General features: G+C 45.8%; 17 protein-coding genes. 5 read left to right on the top strand and 12 right to left on the bottom strand.

Features of this window, described 5'->3' with window-relative positions:
- Positions 1 to 88 precede the first annotated feature (88 nt).
- The 10 genes from GA0116948_RS17795 to GA0116948_RS17845 all read right to left on the bottom strand — a co-directional run bounded on the left by GA0116948_RS17795 (position 89) and on the right by GA0116948_RS17845 (position 12,752).
- Positions 89 to 547 carry a regulatory protein RecX gene (locus tag GA0116948_RS17795; RefSeq protein ID WP_089714715.1) on the bottom strand — a complete coding sequence of 153 codons (459 nt, stop codon included), beginning with the start codon at positions 545 to 547 and terminating at the stop codon, positions 89 to 91.
- A 75-nt stretch (positions 548 to 622) separates the two neighbouring features.
- Positions 623 to 2,950: an ATP-dependent helicase gene (locus tag GA0116948_RS17800; protein ID WP_089714717.1), complete on the bottom strand. Its 2,328-nt coding sequence runs from the start codon at positions 2,948 to 2,950 to the stop codon at positions 623 to 625.
- 237 nt (positions 2,951 to 3,187) lie between these two features.
- Positions 3,188 to 3,682, bottom strand: coding sequence for a Dps family protein (locus tag GA0116948_RS17805; protein WP_165798524.1), 495 nt, complete (start codon positions 3,680 to 3,682; stop codon positions 3,188 to 3,190).
- A 971-nt stretch (positions 3,683 to 4,653) separates the two neighbouring features.
- Positions 4,654 to 6,168, bottom strand: coding sequence for a M28 family peptidase (locus GA0116948_RS17810; protein WP_089714721.1), 1,515 nt, complete (start codon positions 6,166 to 6,168; stop codon positions 4,654 to 4,656).
- Between the two features lie 114 nt (positions 6,169 to 6,282).
- Positions 6,283 to 6,741 carry a ribose 5-phosphate isomerase B gene (gene rpiB / locus GA0116948_RS17815; protein ID WP_089714874.1) on the bottom strand — a complete coding sequence of 153 codons (459 nt, stop codon included), beginning with the start codon at positions 6,739 to 6,741 and terminating at the stop codon, positions 6,283 to 6,285.
- A 178-nt stretch (positions 6,742 to 6,919) separates the two neighbouring features.
- Positions 6,920 to 7,774 (bottom strand): twin-arginine translocase subunit TatC, encoded by an 855-nt coding sequence (gene tatC, locus GA0116948_RS17820; RefSeq protein ID WP_089714723.1) that lies wholly within the window; start codon positions 7,772 to 7,774, stop codon positions 6,920 to 6,922.
- Between the two features lie 822 nt (positions 7,775 to 8,596).
- The gene (locus GA0116948_RS17830) at positions 8,597 to 9,865 is read right to left on the bottom strand and encodes a hemolysin family protein (protein WP_089714726.1); all 1,269 of its coding nucleotides are present in this window, start codon (positions 9,863 to 9,865) and stop codon (positions 8,597 to 8,599) included.
- A 149-nt stretch (positions 9,866 to 10,014) separates the two neighbouring features.
- Positions 10,015 to 10,584: a guanylate kinase gene (gene gmk, locus GA0116948_RS17835; protein ID WP_089714728.1), complete on the bottom strand. Its 570-nt coding sequence runs from the start codon at positions 10,582 to 10,584 to the stop codon at positions 10,015 to 10,017.
- 120 nt (positions 10,585 to 10,704) lie between these two features.
- Positions 10,705 to 12,015 (bottom strand): UDP-N-acetylglucosamine 1-carboxyvinyltransferase, encoded by a 1,311-nt coding sequence (gene murA, locus GA0116948_RS17840; protein WP_089714730.1) that lies wholly within the window; start codon positions 12,013 to 12,015, stop codon positions 10,705 to 10,707.
- Positions 12,012 to 12,752, bottom strand: coding sequence for a DUF4290 domain-containing protein (locus GA0116948_RS17845; protein WP_089714732.1), 741 nt, complete (start codon positions 12,750 to 12,752; stop codon positions 12,012 to 12,014). Before GA0116948_RS17845 ends, murA begins: the two co-directional genes overlap by 4 nt.
- A 400-nt stretch (positions 12,753 to 13,152) precedes the next feature.
- Here GA0116948_RS17845 and GA0116948_RS17850 point away from each other — a divergent pair, with 400 nt between their 5' ends.
- Positions 13,153 to 13,938 (top strand): SDR family oxidoreductase, encoded by a 786-nt coding sequence (locus GA0116948_RS17850; RefSeq protein ID WP_089714734.1) that lies wholly within the window; start codon positions 13,153 to 13,155, stop codon positions 13,936 to 13,938.
- A 153-nt stretch (positions 13,939 to 14,091) separates the two neighbouring features.
- Here GA0116948_RS17850 and GA0116948_RS17855 read toward each other — a convergent pair whose 3' ends face one another.
- A complete protein-coding gene (locus GA0116948_RS17855) occupies positions 14,092 to 15,018 on the bottom strand; it encodes a tryptophan 2,3-dioxygenase family protein (RefSeq protein WP_089714736.1) in 927 nt (308 codons plus the stop codon).
- A gap of 329 nt (positions 15,019 to 15,347) precedes the next feature.
- A complete protein-coding gene (locus GA0116948_RS17860) occupies positions 15,348 to 15,815 on the bottom strand; it encodes an Lrp/AsnC ligand binding domain-containing protein (protein WP_089714738.1) in 468 nt (155 codons plus the stop codon).
- A gap of 467 nt (positions 15,816 to 16,282) precedes the next feature.
- Between GA0116948_RS17860 and trmB the strand changes: the two genes are divergently transcribed.
- Genes trmB through GA0116948_RS17880 form a run of 4 tightly spaced genes read left to right on the top strand, consistent with a single transcriptional unit; the run spans position 16,283 to position 18,104 of the window.
- Positions 16,283 to 16,984: a tRNA (guanosine(46)-N7)-methyltransferase TrmB gene (gene trmB / locus GA0116948_RS17865; protein ID WP_089714740.1), complete on the top strand. Its 702-nt coding sequence runs from the start codon at positions 16,283 to 16,285 to the stop codon at positions 16,982 to 16,984.
- Positions 16,965 to 17,171 (top strand): DUF5522 domain-containing protein, encoded by a 207-nt coding sequence (locus GA0116948_RS17870; RefSeq protein WP_089714875.1) that lies wholly within the window; start codon positions 16,965 to 16,967, stop codon positions 17,169 to 17,171. The genes trmB and GA0116948_RS17870 overlap by 20 nt, the downstream gene beginning before the upstream one ends.
- The gene (locus tag GA0116948_RS17875) at positions 17,095 to 17,622 is read left to right on the top strand and encodes an MGMT family protein (RefSeq protein WP_317041931.1); all 528 of its coding nucleotides are present in this window, start codon (positions 17,095 to 17,097) and stop codon (positions 17,620 to 17,622) included. Before GA0116948_RS17870 ends, GA0116948_RS17875 begins: the two co-directional genes overlap by 77 nt.
- A 38-nt stretch (positions 17,623 to 17,660) precedes the next feature.
- Positions 17,661 to 18,104 carry an IPExxxVDY family protein gene (locus GA0116948_RS17880; RefSeq protein ID WP_089714742.1) on the top strand — a complete coding sequence of 148 codons (444 nt, stop codon included), beginning with the start codon at positions 17,661 to 17,663 and terminating at the stop codon, positions 18,102 to 18,104.
- Positions 18,105 to 18,130 lie beyond the last annotated feature (26 nt).

The following is an 18,130-nucleotide window of genomic DNA, read 5'->3' on the forward strand; positions in this document are numbered from 1 at the left end:
ATGTGGGATAGCTTTTTTTTAAAAAAGGGGCGCTGGGAAATGGTATTATTCAACAGCCTACCCTCCGGCAGGCTTGGAAGCGCAAGAGTTAATCATCCTCCTTGGTGAGTTGTTCCACCACAGCAGCTACCAGCCCTGGCTCATATCCTTTCTGCGCCAGGTAGGCCCAGGTTTTTTGCTTACGCCTGAGTAACGGCTCCCGTTGCAGGCTTTCAAATTTTTTACGGGCCAGCTTATGCAGGGTAGCCTGGTAGTCGGCATCCTCAATTTCCAGTAACCCCTTTTTGATACAATACGCCGCCACCTGAAGCTGCTGCAATGCTGCGGCAATCTTTTTCCGGCCCCACTGCTGCATGCGGAATTTGCCACCTGCAAAGGCAATGGCAAACCGCTCCTCGTTCAGAAAATCTTCACTGATCAGTTCCACGATGGCCTGGTCTATTGCATCGCCGCGCAGGCCCAGCTCCAGGCATTTTTGCCTTACCTCGCTGTGGCAGCGCTCCTGGTAAGCACAGTAATTCCTTAATTGCAATATGGCTGTATCCATAACATTTAAAATACAGGAATGGCCGGAACGCTGCTATTAGCAGGCTTTTCCGGCCATTCCTATTTATTAAGAAGGTTATCGTTTAGTGATCATCAGCTTGGCGTAGTTGAGCATGATTTTTTTCTCCCCTCCGGCTTTCGGAAATACCACGGTAGCAATCCGGTTGTGAGAGGCGCCTTCCATAGCGGTAATGGTGCCAAAGCCAAATTTCTGGTGTTCTACTTCCATGCCGGCCTCCATGGTGGCCGGGTCATCCGGTGTGAAGTTGGGGGATGGCACATGCGTGCTGACCACCGGCATGGGCTTGGGCGTGGAACGCACACCGGTAGCTGTAGGCGGTTGGGTTACCACCGTTTTCTTACGGTCAAACATATTATTACTGTTGCCCCAGCCGCTATTGCTGCCGCCAAAGGCGTTGCGCACCCCGCCGCCGGCATAACTACGATCTATATATTTTTCCGGCATTTCGTCCAGGAAACGGCTGGGTTCATTCTGCACCAGGTTGCCAAAGCGGTAGCGGCTATTGGCGTAACTGATAAACAGGCGGGTTTTGGCGCGGGTCACAGCTACATAGAACAAGCGTCTTTCCTCTTCCAGCTCCTCCCGGGTGTTAATAGACATGGAACTCGGAAACAAGCTTTCTTCCAAGCCCACATTAAATACCACCGGAAACTCCAGCCCCTTGGCAGCGTGGATAGTCATAAGCTTTACCACATCGCTATTCTCATCGCTGCCATTGTCGGCATCGGTGAGCAGGGATATCTGTTGCAGGTAAGTACCCAGGCTTTTCTCCAGCAGCTCCCCGTCTTCCGTAGGGGTTTCGGTAAATTCCTTGATGGAGTTCAGCAACTCCTGAATGTTTTCGTAACGGGCCAGCCCTTCAGTGGTCTTGTCATTAAACAATTCTTTTACTATGCCAGTAGATTTACCCACTGCAATGGCAATGTCGTATGCATTGTGCTGCTGCTGGACCATGGCCTGGAAACTCTGGATCATGGTAACGAAACCATCTATGGCTTCCAGCGTGCCGCCTTTGAATCCAAATTCACGGGCGCGTACCAGTACTTCCCAGAAAGGAATATCCTGGTCATTGGCCAGCACCATTGTTTTCTCAATAGTGGTTTTACCAATACCACGGATGGGATAGTTAATGATACGTTTAATATTTTCCTCATCGCGGGTATTGCTCACAACCCTCAGATAAGACAGGAAGTCCTTGATCTCTTTGCGTTGATAGAAAGAAATACCCCCAAAAATCCGATAAGCAATATTCATGCGGCGCAAGCTTTCCTCGAAGGAACGGCTTTGTGCATTGGTGCGGTACAGGATGCAGAAATCACGGTTGTTGTAATGGTTACGCAGCTTTTGTTCGGCAATAGTATCGGCTACAAATTTACCTTCCTCATTGTCCGTCATAGTGCGCACCAGTTTTATCTTCTCCCCTTCTATATTGTCTGTCCACAGGGCCTTTTCAATCTGGCCCTTGTTATTGCCAATCACTTCATTGGCTACGTTCAGGATAGACTTGGTACTGCGGTAATTCTGTTCAAGTTTTACCACCTTGGTATCTTCATAATCTTTTTCAAACTGGAGAATGTTCTGAATAGTGGCACCCCGGAAGGAATAAATACTTTGGGCATCATCACCTACCACACAGATATTTTCATGGGCGGCCCCCAGTAGTTTAATGATCTCATACTGGGCCGGGTTGGTATCCTGGTACTCATCGATCATGATGTACTTAAACTTGTGCTGGTACTTGTGCAGCACTTCCGGAAAGTGTTTTAGCAGCAAGTACATTTTGTACAGCAGGTCGTCAAAGTCCATGGCCCCGTTCTTAAAGCAACGTTTGGCGTAGGCCTCATAGATATGGCCTATCATAGGTCGGTTGGCCCGCATGTCTTCCTGCTGTATGGCATGATCATGCTTGTATTCCTCGGGGCTCATTAGGTTATTCTTGGCGGCGGAAATACGGCCATACACTAAGTTTGGCTTATAATGCTTGTCATCCAGGTTCAACTCATGGAGGATAGTTTTAATTACGCTTTTGGCGTCGTCGCTATCATAAATGGTAAAATCGCTGGGATAGCCAAGTTTAGTTGCTTCTGCGCGCAGCAGGCGGGCAAAAACAGAATGAAATGTACCAATGTAAAGGTTACGGGCTTCGGAACTGCCCAGGATACGCTCCACACGTTCCTTCATTTCCTTGGCTGCCTTATTGGTAAAAGTGAGGGAAAGTATATTAAATGCATCTACCCCATTGCGCAGCAGGTGAGCAATGCGGGTGGTCAGCACTTTAGTTTTGCCGGAACCGGCACCCGCCACGATCATGAGGGGGCCGTTAATATGCATCACCGCAGCGCGTTGCGGCTCGTTCAGTTCGCTTAAATAATTGTCATTCATCCGCAGGAAAGCCTAGTTGTTTGTATGAAAAATGGAAGGTAACAAAAGTACGAAAAAACATGCGCACCTTTTGCATGGACATGGCACAAAACCACCCACTCCCAGGATGGTGTGCTCTTAAAAATACATCCATTTACCTAGGGAAGGCTTTCATCCTTCATTTTTCCTGCTTAAACGGCTATAGCGGTGGGAAAACAAAAAACAATTATAGCAGATTAGGTAAACAATGTCTTCAGTTTACAAATAACAACGAATTAGTAAAATCATACTCTCGTGTTCAGCCACTAGATCTTCCAGGAAATCACCCGTTCCGTACATGCGATACGTTCTATCTAGCGAGCGTTTCATACGTTGCAGGTGCTGAATAACGGTCTCATGGCTTTTGATCAGGTTATTCAGTTGCTGCAGATGCTGGACAGGAAATGCTTCCTCGTTCAGATGGGTGTGCTTCAGGCATTCGGAAAGCCGTCCTTCGGCCAAATGCCCTAAGGCTCTCACCCGCTCAGCAAGCGATTTCATCATACGCTCCACCTGCTGGTATTGCTCCGCGTAAAAACGGTGAAGCTCGATAAAGTTTATACCGGTAACATTCCAATGATATTGCAGCAGCATTGCATGCAATACAAATTCATCCGCCAGGATCTTGTTCAGGCCAGCAGCCTCGATTTTCATATTTTGCTCCAGGGCAACCATGTCTGAAGGGGTCGTTTGTTGCTTTGTTGTAGTGTTCATGTGCATCGGGTTGTTTAAATGGATCATGAATTAATATAAGGACGTTGTTGCGCTGATACTGGTTTTGGGTTCTATATGTTGTTGAACGCTTATTTAATCAAAACAATGTTTAAGTAGGTCAATACTTAAATTATCACACATATAACAGTACTGCTCCTTGTGATGGGAAAGGACAGGAGTATGGTAGTGAGCGGGCGGGCCATGTACTTTTATCATAACAAGCATCAGGAGGTGTAATAAACAAAGCTTGCTTCCGCATATTCATGCTCAGCGGCGGCAGCATAATAAGTACGGAGCTAAAATGCCCCTTATATGGAATGTTTAAGCTTGATCAGTAGAGTAAGTGACACGTAAAGGAATGTAGGATTTCAACAAAACATTCTCAGTGATCATTCACATCCAGACCTACACCTGGTTTAGTACCGTTGTTGTAACCTTTACAATCGCTATATACTTCCAATACCTGCGATAGCCATAGCACTAAGAAAATAATTACGACTGTAACCTTAAACCTTTATACGACTTAATAACATATACTAGGTTTGTTTAAATAAAATTTATTTTTTGAAAACTGAAAAAATTTCTTTCTAAATTCTTTCTAAATATGATTCATAAAGTTGGCAATTATGAACTCCTTGCAGTGATGGGTTTAACGCTTGCTTAATTTTTATAGTTTCCTTTAAATAAAGTCATATATCCAGGCGGCTGGAGCGTAGCAAATAGAAGAACAAAGTGCATCAATAAGCTATCCTAAAAGAAGGATCATTACAAATGTACCAACGTTTTTATATTTTTAAAAAAATATATTGTATAACCTTCACTTCCCCAAAACAGGCCACCATCAATAGTTTCAATGGATTTAATTCAAAAAAAAGGTTGGAATTCAAACATATTAAAGAATAACATAAATATTTGCTATAACAATAAATAAGCGGATTATCTACCTGGATAGCCCGCTTTTTAATCTATCGCTATTGTTCATGACTGTCTACCGGCAACTTCTCTTCACGGTTGGCGATATCCCAGGCGGTGTAAAATACCAATTGGGAGCGACGTGCCATGAGGTTGAAATGAATCTTGTCTACCGTATCGGTAGCACGATGGTAGTCTTCATGAACACCATTGAAATAGAAGATAATAGGAATCTTATGTTGTGCAAACATGTAATGGTCGGAACGATAATAAAAACGGTTTACATCCTTTGGATCATTGTAAGTATAGTCCAGGGCCATCCGGGTAAATTGCTTATTGGCGGCCTCACTAATGGGACGCAGGGCAGTACTCAGTTTATTATCGCCGATGATATACACATAGTTCGTATCATTCTGATGGGCAGGGTCTATCCGGCCTATCATATCCGTGTTCAGATCCACCACCGTACTATCCAATGGGTATAGCGGATGCTCTGTGTAGTAGCCAGACCCCAATAAGCCTTCTTCTTCACCAGAAACAGTCATAAATACGATACTTCGGCGGGGGCCTTTGCCGGCTTTTTTTGCTGCTGCAAACGCATGCGCCAATGCCAGCACAGAGGAAGTACCGGAAGCATCATCATCCGCACCAATAAATATTTTATCTCCTTTTTTCCCCAAGTGATCGTAATGCCCGGTGATGAAAAGCACTTCACCTTTTTTATCACTTCCTTCCAGGAAAGCCAACACATTGCTAGGCTTTACTTCACGGCTTATTTTTTCAAATACAATGGAGGTTTTATTGGGTAATACCTTCGGTGAAACCTTTGCCAGTGCGGCTGGAGGCATGCCTGCTATTAAAGTGGCCGTAGCAACATCTATCAGGTATAGGTTGGCTCCGCTTATGCTGCCATTGCGGCGCATGCCCAGGCGTCCGGTACGGGAGGGGGCTTTAGGTATACGGGTAGAATCTACCACCAGCAATACAGCTACTGCCCCTTTTTTGGTGGCACTGTTCACCTTGTCCATCTCGCTAAAATGACCATGGCTGGTTTTTCCACCGCTGCTATCAAAAGAAAAGTCTTCAGAGAGTAGCAGCACGATCTTGCCCGTTACATCCTGGTCCTTATAATCATCGCGTGTATCAGTTACAATGCCCTGGCCGGCAAAGACTACTGGCAGATCTGTAAGCGTGTCGCCATGGTTGCGGCTTATATTGCCGAAAAAACCAGCACCATATTCTACACTTTTGCCCTGTACCTGCAGGACGGTATGACCACCCAAGGAATCGGCATACATCGTGTAATACTGGCGCCACTGCCCATTGGCACCGGGCAGCAAGCCAAAACTTTTAAACTGTTCTTCAATATAAGCAGCAGCCTTTTCCTGGCCAGGGGTGCCAGTTTCACGGCCTTCCATCGCTTCACTGGCAATAATACGGAGATGACTTTCTAAAAAGGCAGGAGTAATCGTATTGGCAAAGGGAGTGGCCGCCGATAGTTGCCGGACTGGCATTTGGGCGTGAACCGCCGTGGCCAATAGCAAGCAGGCAGAGAACAATGTCTTAAATTTCATAGCAATACTTTGGTTAAAAGGATAGCCAGGCCAGTTGCAGGCACAGGCTACTTCAACAAGATAGGAATTTCCGGAAGACAATTACAGACAGACAGGGCCAGCGGCCAATACGCTTTATAAATGCAATACCTTGCGAACCCGTTCTTCATGCCGTCCTCCTGCAAATGATGTTTCCAGGAAAATATCAGTGATAGCCACCGCCTGCTCCGGGGCTACAAAGCGGCCCGGAATGCACAATACATTGGCATTGTTATGCGCCCTGGCCAGCCGGGATAACTCTTCCCCCCAGCACACGGCGGCACGCACGCCCTGGTATTTGTTTGCCGTCATAGCCACACCATTACCCGTGCCGCAAATTAAAATGCCCAGTGACGCCTGGCCCCGGTCTACCAGCTTGGCTACCGGGTGGGCATAGTCTGGATAGTCTACCGCATTGCTCCCATAGGTACCGAGGTCTTTAACTTTAAGTCCCTTACCTTCCAGGAAGGAAACAAGCTGCTCTTTGCAGGCTACACCGGCATGATCGGCCCCGATGGCCACCGGCTGTGAAAAATCAAAACTAAATGGTTGCATAAAAAAAGCTTTTAGCGTAAATACATCCAGCGGTGGCGTGTCCACAACCCATGAGGCGCTAAAAGCCCATAAAAAAGCCTTTGGCTATCCGCCCTCAGCAGTAAACATGCCGCCTTAAAAGACGCAAGATTTTGTGCTAAGAGCGAATGGCTAAAGGCAGATAGCTACTTACCTTGCGTTATGACCATTCCTGAACGGCGGTTTCGTCCTTGCCTTCCATTCTTGTCCGGTAGGCCCGTTTGGAGATAACAATACTAATTTCGTATAAAAGATATAAAGGAGTAAATACAATCATCTGGTCTATCACATCTGGAGGTGTAATCACTGCCGCCAGTACCAGCAGCACCACGATGGCCTGCTTACGGTATGACTTTAAAAAGGTAGGTGTAAGAATGCCCACTTTGGTCAGAAAATATACCAACACCGGGAGTTCAAATAAAAGTCCCATGCCCACTACAATCTGGGAGATCAGGTCAAAATAATCGTCGATAAAAAACTGGTTAATGGCCTTGTCTGTTACGGTATAGCTGGCCAGGAAGTTGATCGTGAACGGCATCACCATGAAGTAGGCAAACGAAATTCCCAGGAAAAATTGTAAAGACACCCAAAAGATCACCCCCTTTGCTCCTTTCAATTCCCGCTCTTTGAGAGCGGGCTTTACGAAACTCCAGAATTCCCAGAAAATGTATGGGAAGGCACATACTATGCCCATCGTAAAGGCCAGTTTAAATTGCAACATTACCTGCCCCGCCATCTGGAAGTTCTGAAACTGTATTTTTTCCGGTGTAATGCAAAGTTTATCGCCCATGTGCAGCGCATGCCCCAGCTTGCAAAGCGCCGTGTAGGTAGGGAAATATGCATTGGTAGGCCCGAAAATAACATTATCGAGGATTTCCTTCGTATAAACGAAACCAAATATACTAACGACAACGATGGCTAAAATGGAGCGAACGATATGCCAACGCAGGTCTTCCAAATGATCGAAAAACGACATTTCCCCTTTGCTGGAGCTTGCAAAAAATTTCTTCAACATATTTTGATACCGCGATGCTATTCACCTACGCATCCCGCGTCACAAATATAAACGATGAATTGTAGAGTTGAAGGCTTAATATTTTAAGGAAAAACGTTTATGCATACACCACTTATTCATCTTCCTAAAAAGCTTTTTATTAAATAAGCGGCACCTGCTAGGCTATATTAACCTATAACGCATACTCAACTAAGCAATTTGAAGGATAATTATTACCCAGCAAATTCATACCCTATCCCGACTAATTATCAGCAAATGGTAACGTGCATCAAAAATTAAGTAATAAAACTAGCTGTTTAAGCAGTAAAGTGTTAAGAAGAAGGAGTATGATGTGCTGAAATACAATACAGGGAACAAAATCTGGGAGCAATTGGGAGGGTTTATAAAAAAAAAGAGCCAGCCCGAGAAGAATCAAGAGCCGGCCTTTCATCCATTGTTTGTTAACCCCAAAAAAGTTGAATTCGAGAATGTCTTTGGCTTCTGGTATGTAAATTATCCTTCGATTTGGCAAGCTTTAGATAATATTACGTTTTCCAGATGCTTTAATCGTTATGCAAAAATATAAAGAAATCTGTTATTATCAATGTTGCAACAATTTTTTTTACAGCTTTTTAACAAAAATCAAATCATTGTGTTACAAACTTGAACAAATGTAAGTGATCTCTGTGACTTTCCTACAAATTTTCGCCAAAACGTTTTAGCTAGAAAATGAGGTTTCTTCGACCCAAAAGACCTTTCTGGGATCGTTTGCGCTAACTAAGATAATTAATTAGTTGGAATAATCAGTAAAGACAAGCATGCTTAACTTCTCATTAACGGTTGCTAAGAAAGTAGTTTCATTTTGACCATCTCTATACGGGTTTCCGTAACGTTCAGTACATCAAACTCATAATCGTCAATGATAATACGCTCCTTCAACCGGGGAATGGTTTCATAATGATTAATGATGTAACCGGATAAGGTTTCGCTCTCATCCTCTGGAAAATCGAAACCATATTTTTCGTTCAGGTGGTCTAACTCCAGGCGACCGGAAAAAATATATTCCTTTTCGGCGATCTGTTTTTCCACAAATTCTTCCACATCATGCTCATCTTTGATCTCGCCAAAGATTTCTTCCAGTACATCCTCTATCGTTACAATACCCGCTGTGCCGCCAAATTCATCTACTACCCAGGCAATACTTTTGCGCTCCTTATTAAACTTGCTGAGCAAATCAATGGCGCTCATCGTTTCAGGCACGGCTAGTATGGGGTGCAGCATAGACTGAATACCCTGCGGATCTTTAAAGAGGTCTAGCTGATGCACATATCCCAGGATATTGTCTATATCCCCCTCGTAAATAATTAGTTTGGACAAATTCGTCTCCATAAACATCTTACGGGCATCGGCCAAAGGACTGTTTACCTCTAATGCCTCAATTTCCCGGCGGGGAATAAGGCAGCCCCGGATTTTTACATGGGCCAGGGATAGGGCATTTTCAAATAATTCAGTGTTCAGGTCTTTGTTCTCTACCACATGCTGCTGAGACTGACGCAGGAAATGCTCTACATCCACCCGCGGAAAAGTATCCCTGTTTTCCAGTATACGCACATTGAATAAATATTTCAGTATCCATTCGGAAATAGATACCATCATATTGCCTATTACAAATAAGGGTTTGGAAATTACTGAAATAGGAAGGGCAAAGAAACCCAGCAATCCGTCTGGCCAAGAACGGAAGATGACACGGGGCAGGAAAAACCCCACCAGGCACATCAGGGCTGCCGACAAAATAATTCCAAGGCAAAGAAATATCGGATCGTACCGCACATCATTATAGGAAGCAGTTACATTTTTCAGATATGGGAGTAGGCTGTCTGCTACCAAAATACTGTAAATCACTACGATAATAGTGAAGCCCAGCAGGCTGGTAGCCAGGAAGCGGGAAGGATGTTCGTTAAAACCAGCGAGGATCTTTCCGGTGGCCCTACCCTGTTTTTTCTTTAACTCCAGGCTTAACTTATTGATATTGGCGAATGCCGTTTCAATACCTGAGAAAAATCCGGCGGCCAATAATAATGCAATAAGAATTACGAGTGTATATGTATCCATATATTATAAAGATAGTGAATACTAAATTGGGCAGCAATCAATTTCCAACAGACTAAAAGCATGCCAGGCGGGGCTATGGGTGATGTCGGTAATTAAAGATAATGGCATTTAAGCAGCATTCCAGCGAACGCTGCTATTAAAAGACAATTTTAGACCAAAAATTTTTCGATCAGGGCCTTTACTTCCTGGTAAGCATGTTCCAATTCATCATTCACGACAATATTATCAAATTCGTGGGAGAAGGACAATTCATAGCGGGCCTTCCCCAATCTTTCTTCCAGGGAGGCCTGGTCTTCCGTGCCACGGCTGCCTAGGCGAGCGGCCAGGGCTTCGATGGATGGCGGTTGTATAAAAATGGTGAGGGCCTGGGTATGGTATTTATCTTTTATAGACAATGCGCCTTTTACATCGATGTCTACCATGGGAATGCGGTGTTCATTCCAAATGCGTTGTAGCTCGCTTTTCAAGGTGCCGTAATATTTGCCGGCGTACACCATTTCATATTCTGCAAATTCGTTGAGATCAATGCGGTGCTGGAATTCTTCCGTGCTCATAAAATAATAATCCCGGCCATGAACTTCATTTTCACGTGCAGGGCGGGTAGCGGCAGATACGGAAAATGCCAGTTGGGGCATGGCTGCCAGCAGCTTTTTCACAATAGTAGTCTTGCCTGCGCCGGATGGAGCCGTGATAATAATGATCTTGTTTTTTGAATCCATGCCGCAAGTTACACAAAACCAACATTGCTGGAGATAGCAGGCGCCGCTTTTTCATCACGTTTTAAAAAAATAGCGGCCCGCTTTAGGCAGGCCGCGACTCCGGATATTTTCCAGGCAAAATTATATGCGTTTAATATCAGCCCCCAATGCAATGAGGCGCTGGTCTATGTATTGGTATCCACGGTCTATCTGATCAATATTCTGGATGGTACTTTTGCCTTCTGCACTGAGTGCGGCAATGAGCAAAGAAACGCCGGCACGGATGTCCGGCGAAGACATGGTAATACCTCTCAATTTGTGCTGGCGTGCAAGCCCTATCACCACAGCGCGATGCGGATCGCACAAAACAATCTGAGCTCCCATATCTATCAGCTTATCTACGAAAAACAGGCGGCTTTCAAACATCTTTTGATGGATCATTACGCTACCCTGCGCCTGCGTGGCAGTGACCAGCACAATACTCAGCAGGTCTGGTGTAAAACCTGGCCAGGGATGATCCGAAATGTTAAGAATAGAACCATCCAGGAAAGTCTGTATCTCGTATTTTTCCTGGAAAGGAATGAAGATATCATCTCCCCTGAATTCCATCTGTATGCCCAACTGGCGGAACTTTTCGGGGATAATGCCCAAATGTTGCAACCCTACGTTCTTAATGGTGATCTCGCTTTGGGTCATGGCAGCCAGGCCGATGAAAGAGCCAATTTCGATCATGTCTGGCAGCATACGATGTTCACAACCCTTTAAGGTATTCACTCCATCAATAGTAAGCAGGTTAGAGCCTACGCCGCTGATCCTGGCCCCCATACTGATCAGCATTTTAGAAAGCTGTTGCAGGTAAGGTTCGCAGGCCGCATTATAAATAATAGTCTGCCCCTTGGCCAGCACCGCGGCCATCAAAATGTTGGCAGTGCCGGTTACGGAAGGCTCGTCCAGCAGCATGTAGGTGCCCTGAAGACCGTCTGTTTGCAGGTGAAAATAATTATCGTCGTTATCGTAAACAAATTTGGCACCCAACTTTTCAAAGCCAATGATGTGGGTATCCAGCCGGCGACGGCCTATTTTATCGCCCCCCGGCTTAGGCACATAAGCCTGTCCGAAACGGGCCAGTAGTGGGCCTGCTATCATCACAGAGCCACGCAGCTTACCGGATTTTTTACGGAACTCCGGGCTTTGCAGGTATTCCATGTCTACTTTATCGGCCTGGAAAATGCAGGTATCGCGCGACACGCGTTCCGTGGTTACTCCCATATCGCCTAATAGTTCGATCAGGAGGTTTACATCTACGATATCGGGAATATTTTTGATCGTCACTTTTTCCGACGTAAGGAGTACGGCGCTGATGATCTGTAATGCTTCGTTTTTGGCGCCCTGGGGTATAATTTCTCCCTTTAAGCGGTTTCCGCCTCTAACTTCGAAAGCGCTGCTACTCACTTGTTCCTGTTTTTGTATTTGTTTTGTTTGTTGTTGCTTTTACCGTTGCCGTTATTCTTGAATTTCGGTTGGAAATTCTTATTGCGCTTGCTGGGGCCACCATTTCCGTTAGCACGGAGGAAGCCCGCCTCACTGTTGCCGAAGTTGGCATTGTTGCCCGGGCCTGGGTTGCTGGCGGGTGCTGCGGGGGGTACATAACCGGGCTGGTATTCCAATTCTCCACGGGTAAGGGCCAGCAACTCGCCTTTGATGGCGTCATCGTGGATGCTTTCTTTATGCCAGTTAGTATAAGCCAATTTCATGTAGTTGCCAATGCATTGCACAAAACCCTCTTTCTTTTCAGGGTTTTCTTCCTTTACGGCGCGTTCAATGATCTGCTCTATGTTTTTGCCCAGGTGTCGAAACTTTGGATATTGTTTCGGGTAAGGCATGGGTTCGGGACGGGCGCGCAATTTTTCCCGGGTGGGGATCGGATAAGGCGACTCAACCTTTAATTTGAAATCGGAGATCAGGAACAGGTGGTCCCAAAGTTTATGACGAAAATCTTCGACATTGCGTAAGTGGGGGTTTAGGGTACCCATCAGCTCAATAACGATCATAGCGTTACGCTGGCGGTCTTCCGGGTCTTCAATGGTGAGTAAAAACTCCACCATTTTCTGGACATTTCGCCCATACTCCTTCATTATCAGGTGGTTGCGGTCCGTATTATACGTACCTTCGATATTATTAAATTCCATATTGGTAGTTGAAAGAAAATTTTTGTTGATGAAGCTATACAGGGGAAACCATAAGCGGCAGCGTGTAAGCTCAGTGCAGTAGGCAACAAAATTAAGGTAAAATATCCAGAATTGCTGCCCACACTGCGCTTTACTCCAGATAGGCTGGCCAAACGCAGGAAGAAGGCATTATTTTTTTACAAATGCGCTGTCGGCAAACGTAAAGTTTTTTCGTTATAAGGCATACAATCTAATTGTTAAAGTTTACAAAAACCGCCCAGCAGTAGCACCACAGCGCTATTACACGCAATCATTTCCCCTATTATAAACTGGCACAATGCTTTGGTTTATATATATTGTAGTTTATATAAAGTCTAGTTTATAGAAAACATAACAGGTTAAATTACCTTATACAATCATTATGAATATTTCTCTGAAAGGCAAGACTGCCTTGGTTTGCGGGGCATCGCAGGGGATAGGGCTGGCTGCTGCGCAAGAGTTAGCACTGTTGGGCGCCAGCTGCATACTGGTATCCCGTAATGCGCAGCAGTTAAAGCAGGCCTTGCATACCCTGGCCACAACAGAAGGCCAACAGCATATTTACATGGCAGCAGACCTGGGCCTGGAGGATGAGGTTAAAACATTGGTTATAACCTTGCAAAGTGCTTTACCCATCCATATCCTGGTAAATAATAGTGGCGGCCCCAAAGGCGGGCCTATCCTGGATGCGCAGCCGGAAGCGTTTACCCAGGGTTTTGCCCAGCACGTATTATCCAGCCAACTACTGGCGCAAGCCCTGGTACCGGGCATGAAATCAGCAGGGTATGGACGTATTATACAGATCATTTCCACTTCTGTAAAGACCCCATTAAAAAACCTGGGCGTGTCTAATACCATCCGCGCAGCGGTGGCCAATTGGGCCAAAACCCTGGCTGGGGAGCTGGCGCCTTTTGGCATTACCGTTAATAACATATTACCGGGTTCCACCAAAACGGCGCGGTTGGAAAGCATATTCAACACCACATCCCAGCAAAGGGGAGTAGATAAATCAGTGATTGAACGGGAGTGGCTGGCGGAAATTCCTGCAGGCCGTTTTGGTGAAGCCCATGAAATAGCCGCCGCGGTGGCATTTCTTGCTACACCCGCCGCCGCGTATATTACAGGTATCAACGTACCGGTAGATGGAGGACGTACGCCGAGTTTATAGCATACCCCTAGCCATTCCCTTCCACTACTCAAATGTCTTCGCAGCGGTAGGAAATGGCTGTTTTAAAAATTCTTGCTGGTAGGTGACTACTCGCCGGGAATAGTTTTTTAAGTGTTGGTTGAAAAATCATTGTATCACAAAAAATGCTCCCGCTTACATATCTTGGGCAGTACCCCAGCGGATTAATTCTTCCTCTGTCCACAATTCGGGGAAGAAGGTAATGCGCTTGTGCTTGGGAGGCAGGAACTGCTGCCAGTTGGTTCCACCGGTAGCCGCAATGTCTTCCGGTTTTTTATGCAAATAACGCACGGCGGATTTATAGTGCATGAGTGGCCAGCGGACGTTAATATTAAAATCGTACGCTTTCAGCAAAGGAGTAAGGGCCTCCTGTTCTGCCGGGGGCAACTGCCGGTAGCGGGTGTGCAGGTTGGTATGTTCATGTTTAATAGCCAATTCCAGGAATTGCTGCATGTACTTTACCTCAAACTGTTTGAGGGTAAGGGTACGCTTGCCGGAGGCAAGTTCCGTAGCGCCGCTGCGCCAGTAAATATGATTGAGAATATGCTGCAGGTCTGTGTGGCTGCGCAATTCTTCGCGCTGCGTTACGTACACCAGGTTGCGCAAATTGGTGGAGCAGATCTCAATCATGCGGAACTGCCCGCTCTGGAAACCGCTGGCCGGCAACAGGGCCATGCGGAATTTCAGGAATTGTTCTTTGTCCATCCCTTCCACCATGATCTCGAAAGAGGAGATCAGACTTTTGAAGTAATTGTTAATTCGCTTCAACTGTACAGTAAATACCTGCACATCTGGCTCCCCTTCACAGATCTGGCCAATGGCCTGGAGGGTGAGTTTAAAATACAACTCCGTAATCTGGTGGTAAATAATAAAGATGTTCTCATCCGGTATAGGCGTCCTCGGATGCTGCAAGTTTAATAATACATCAAGTTGAATGTAGTCCCAATAGGTAAGGTAGTCTGCATACAAGAGCCCATCAAGATAAGCAGAGAGGCTTTGCCCCATTGCGGCATACTTTTCTTCCAGTTGCCGGATTTTTTCAGCAATTTCAGTTGTAACCATGCCGCAAGATTACAGATAATTTTTTTTTCAACCCGTAGAAAATGAGCGCCCAACAGACCTGTATATGTACCTGCAGTTGCAAATCCTTCCTGGAACCAGTAAGGCTCAGGACACAACTTTGCGGGTCCGGTATGGCCGGACAGTTATGCAGGTACTCATTGCTGGCAGTTGAAGATTTCCCTCCTACACCTGGTATACAAGCTACAACAGGCCAGGGTGCTACATAAACGGGGAAATGAAAACCGGTTTTTGCGCGGCAAAATTTTTAACTGAACGTGGAAAGTGCTGGCAACATACAGGCGGCAATTTCTCCGGAAACGCAGGGGCGGTTACTCCACTACGTTAATCGTCCGGGAAAAACTTTCTTCCAGGGAAATAAGGGTTTCCGTTCTTTCAATGCCTTTGATCTTTTGAAGTTCATCATGCAGGATGCGGCGCAACTGGGTGATGTCTTTACAAATAATCTCGGCGAACATGCTGTAACTACCGGTGGTGTAATTCAGGCGCACCATCTCAGGAATTTTACGCAGATCGCGGGCCACAGCATCGTACATAGAACTTTTTTCCAGGTAGATACCGATAAAGGCAATCACATCATACCCGATCATTTTCAAATCTACATGCAATTTTGTACCTTTAACAATACCCAATTCCTGCAGCTTCTTCATTCTAACGTGAATGGTGCCTCCTGACACAAAAAGCTTTTTCCCCAGGTCGGCGTAGGAAATCTCTGCATTCTGCATCATCTCACTGATGATTTGCAAATCAAGTTTGTCAATATTCAAATTGTTGACCATTTTTACAATTCGTTTTTGATTGTTTTAAACCGATATGCAAATATTTAAAAAAAATCGAAATTTCAAAAATTTTTCTTAAATAATTTGCAAGGAATGTACCCTTCCTTTAGATTTGCATCATAATCATTGTTCAAAACGGCTTTTACAAAGTAAAAAACAGTGGTTTTCACTCTGTGGGGTGATGAAATTGGCAGACATGCCCTCTTGTCTCGAGGGTGAGGATAACAGGATAAACGGAGCATAATGGGTTGACCACTAATCTTATTTGTACTCTGGCTAACTGCCTCGTGGAGGTTCGAATCCTTCTCCTACAGCTTCTTAAAGCCTGCAACCGGTATGCGGTTGCAGGCTTTAATGTTTTACGTGCTGTAAGGTACTATCTATTATGTACAAATACGGGCTAATTCCCGTTCTCCTCCTTGTATCCCTGCACCGGGTACTCCCTACATTTATTATTTTTGCACCACATGGGACAACACAAATTAGAACGCTTTGCGGAAATTGAAACATTTCCGAATGTGCTTATCTACCCAGAAGGCATGCAAGGCAACTGGAAAAATTTTTATAAGAATACACACCCGCTTACCCTGGAACTCGCTTGTGGCAAGGGCGATTACACCCTTGGCCTGGCCCGCCTGTATCCGGAACAAAATTTTCTGGGCGTAGACCTGAAAGGCAACCGCATTTGGCGGGGAGCCAAAACTGCTCTGGAAGAGCCTTTGATAAATGCCGCTTTCCTGCGTACCCAGATCGATAAATTGCCTGATTATTTTGTACCGGGAGAGATATCCTCCATCTGGATCACCTTCCCGGATCCTTTTTTGCGGAAATCCAAATCCAAGAAGCGCCTCACCCATCCCAGGTTTTTGCAACTGTACCAACCCTTGCTGGCAAAGGGCGCAGTCATCAACTTAAAGACAGACTCACCGGAACTGTACCAATTTACGCAGGAAGTGATTGCTGCGGTGGGCTGCGAACTGCTTCAGGATATACCAGACGTGTATGCCCTGCCGGAAGTTCCTGCGCTGTTAAGCATACAGACCTTTTACGAAAAAATGCACCTGGCGGACGGGCGAACCATCCGCTACCTGCAGTTTCGCCTGCCGGCCACCCCGCTAGACTGGCGCAGTATAAAATTGCCATCTGATGATGCACCCGAAGCTGATTGAGGGCGTAGATTATTATTTTAATGAACAGGGATACATGGTTTTTACCGCAGCGCACCACCTGAAAAGGGGTGTCTGCTGCGGCAATGGTTGTAAACATTGTCCGTTCGCATATGAAAAAGTTCCCGAACCAAAGCGCAGGCAGCTCCTTACCCAACAAAAAGGCCGCAATGAAAATGGTGAAGCATAAAATGTCCGCTATGGCTGTGATGAAGACCAGCTCGGCTAATCGTCCGCCTTCTCACCCCGGCAACGGGGCAACGAAGACCGGTGCAACGACAAGTAAGGAATCTTTTTTTACGGAGGTATTCCGGCTGGTGCGCCAGGTGCCGAAAGGGCGGGTTACCAGTTATGGCGACATTGCCAACGGTGCGCAGGCCCGCATTACAGCCCGTATGGTAGGCTGGGCCATGCACGCGGCGGGCACCGCCAAACCTCCGGTTCCCGCACACCGTGTGGTAAACAGTAGCGGTGTACTGAGTGGTAAACAGGCATTTCCTACTCCTACCCTCATGGAAGAATTGCTAGCCCAAGAAGGGGTAACAGTAAAAAATAACAAGGTGCAGCACTTTGCAAAAATACGCTGGGCACCGCCGCCCGCTAAAAATAAAGCGATGCCCGTGATCAAACATTTAAAATAAAGTGAGCCACATTCGCAGCAAACTTTTAACTTTCCCCCGTGTCTGTACTCAAACTAAAACTCGACCAGGAGCAACTGGTAGAAGATTTTTTCGAAGGAACTTTCCTGGCCGGCATTATGTCGCAGGCCCGGGATTATCAGCTTTGCTGGCAGATTAACCGTTTTCTGGGCTGCCAGTTCCGGGTGAACAATGCGCTGGAAATTAGGCTGGCCAAGAACAACCGTTCCTTTTTCTTTACCGTGTTCGATTACCCGGAACAAACAAAATCGGTAACCCACTACCTGTACAATAATCATTGCCAGGCAGAGTTTTTGCTGCCGGAACTCCGCAACATCGACTACCTCTGGTTGGTGAAAGGGGATTATTACCAGGCTGAAGAGATGAAAAAATTATTTGAGCAATTGAGGCAGCTGGAGCTGGTACAATTAGTATCTTTATTGGATATCAAGGATATAAAAAACAAGATGAACCTCATTTTTTAAATTTCCGCAAACGTTTTTCCAATTTA

Origin of the sequence: Chitinophaga costaii (assembly GCF_900094705.1) — a bacterium.
GTDB lineage: Bacteria > Bacteroidota > Bacteroidia > Chitinophagales > Chitinophagaceae > Chitinophaga > Chitinophaga costaii.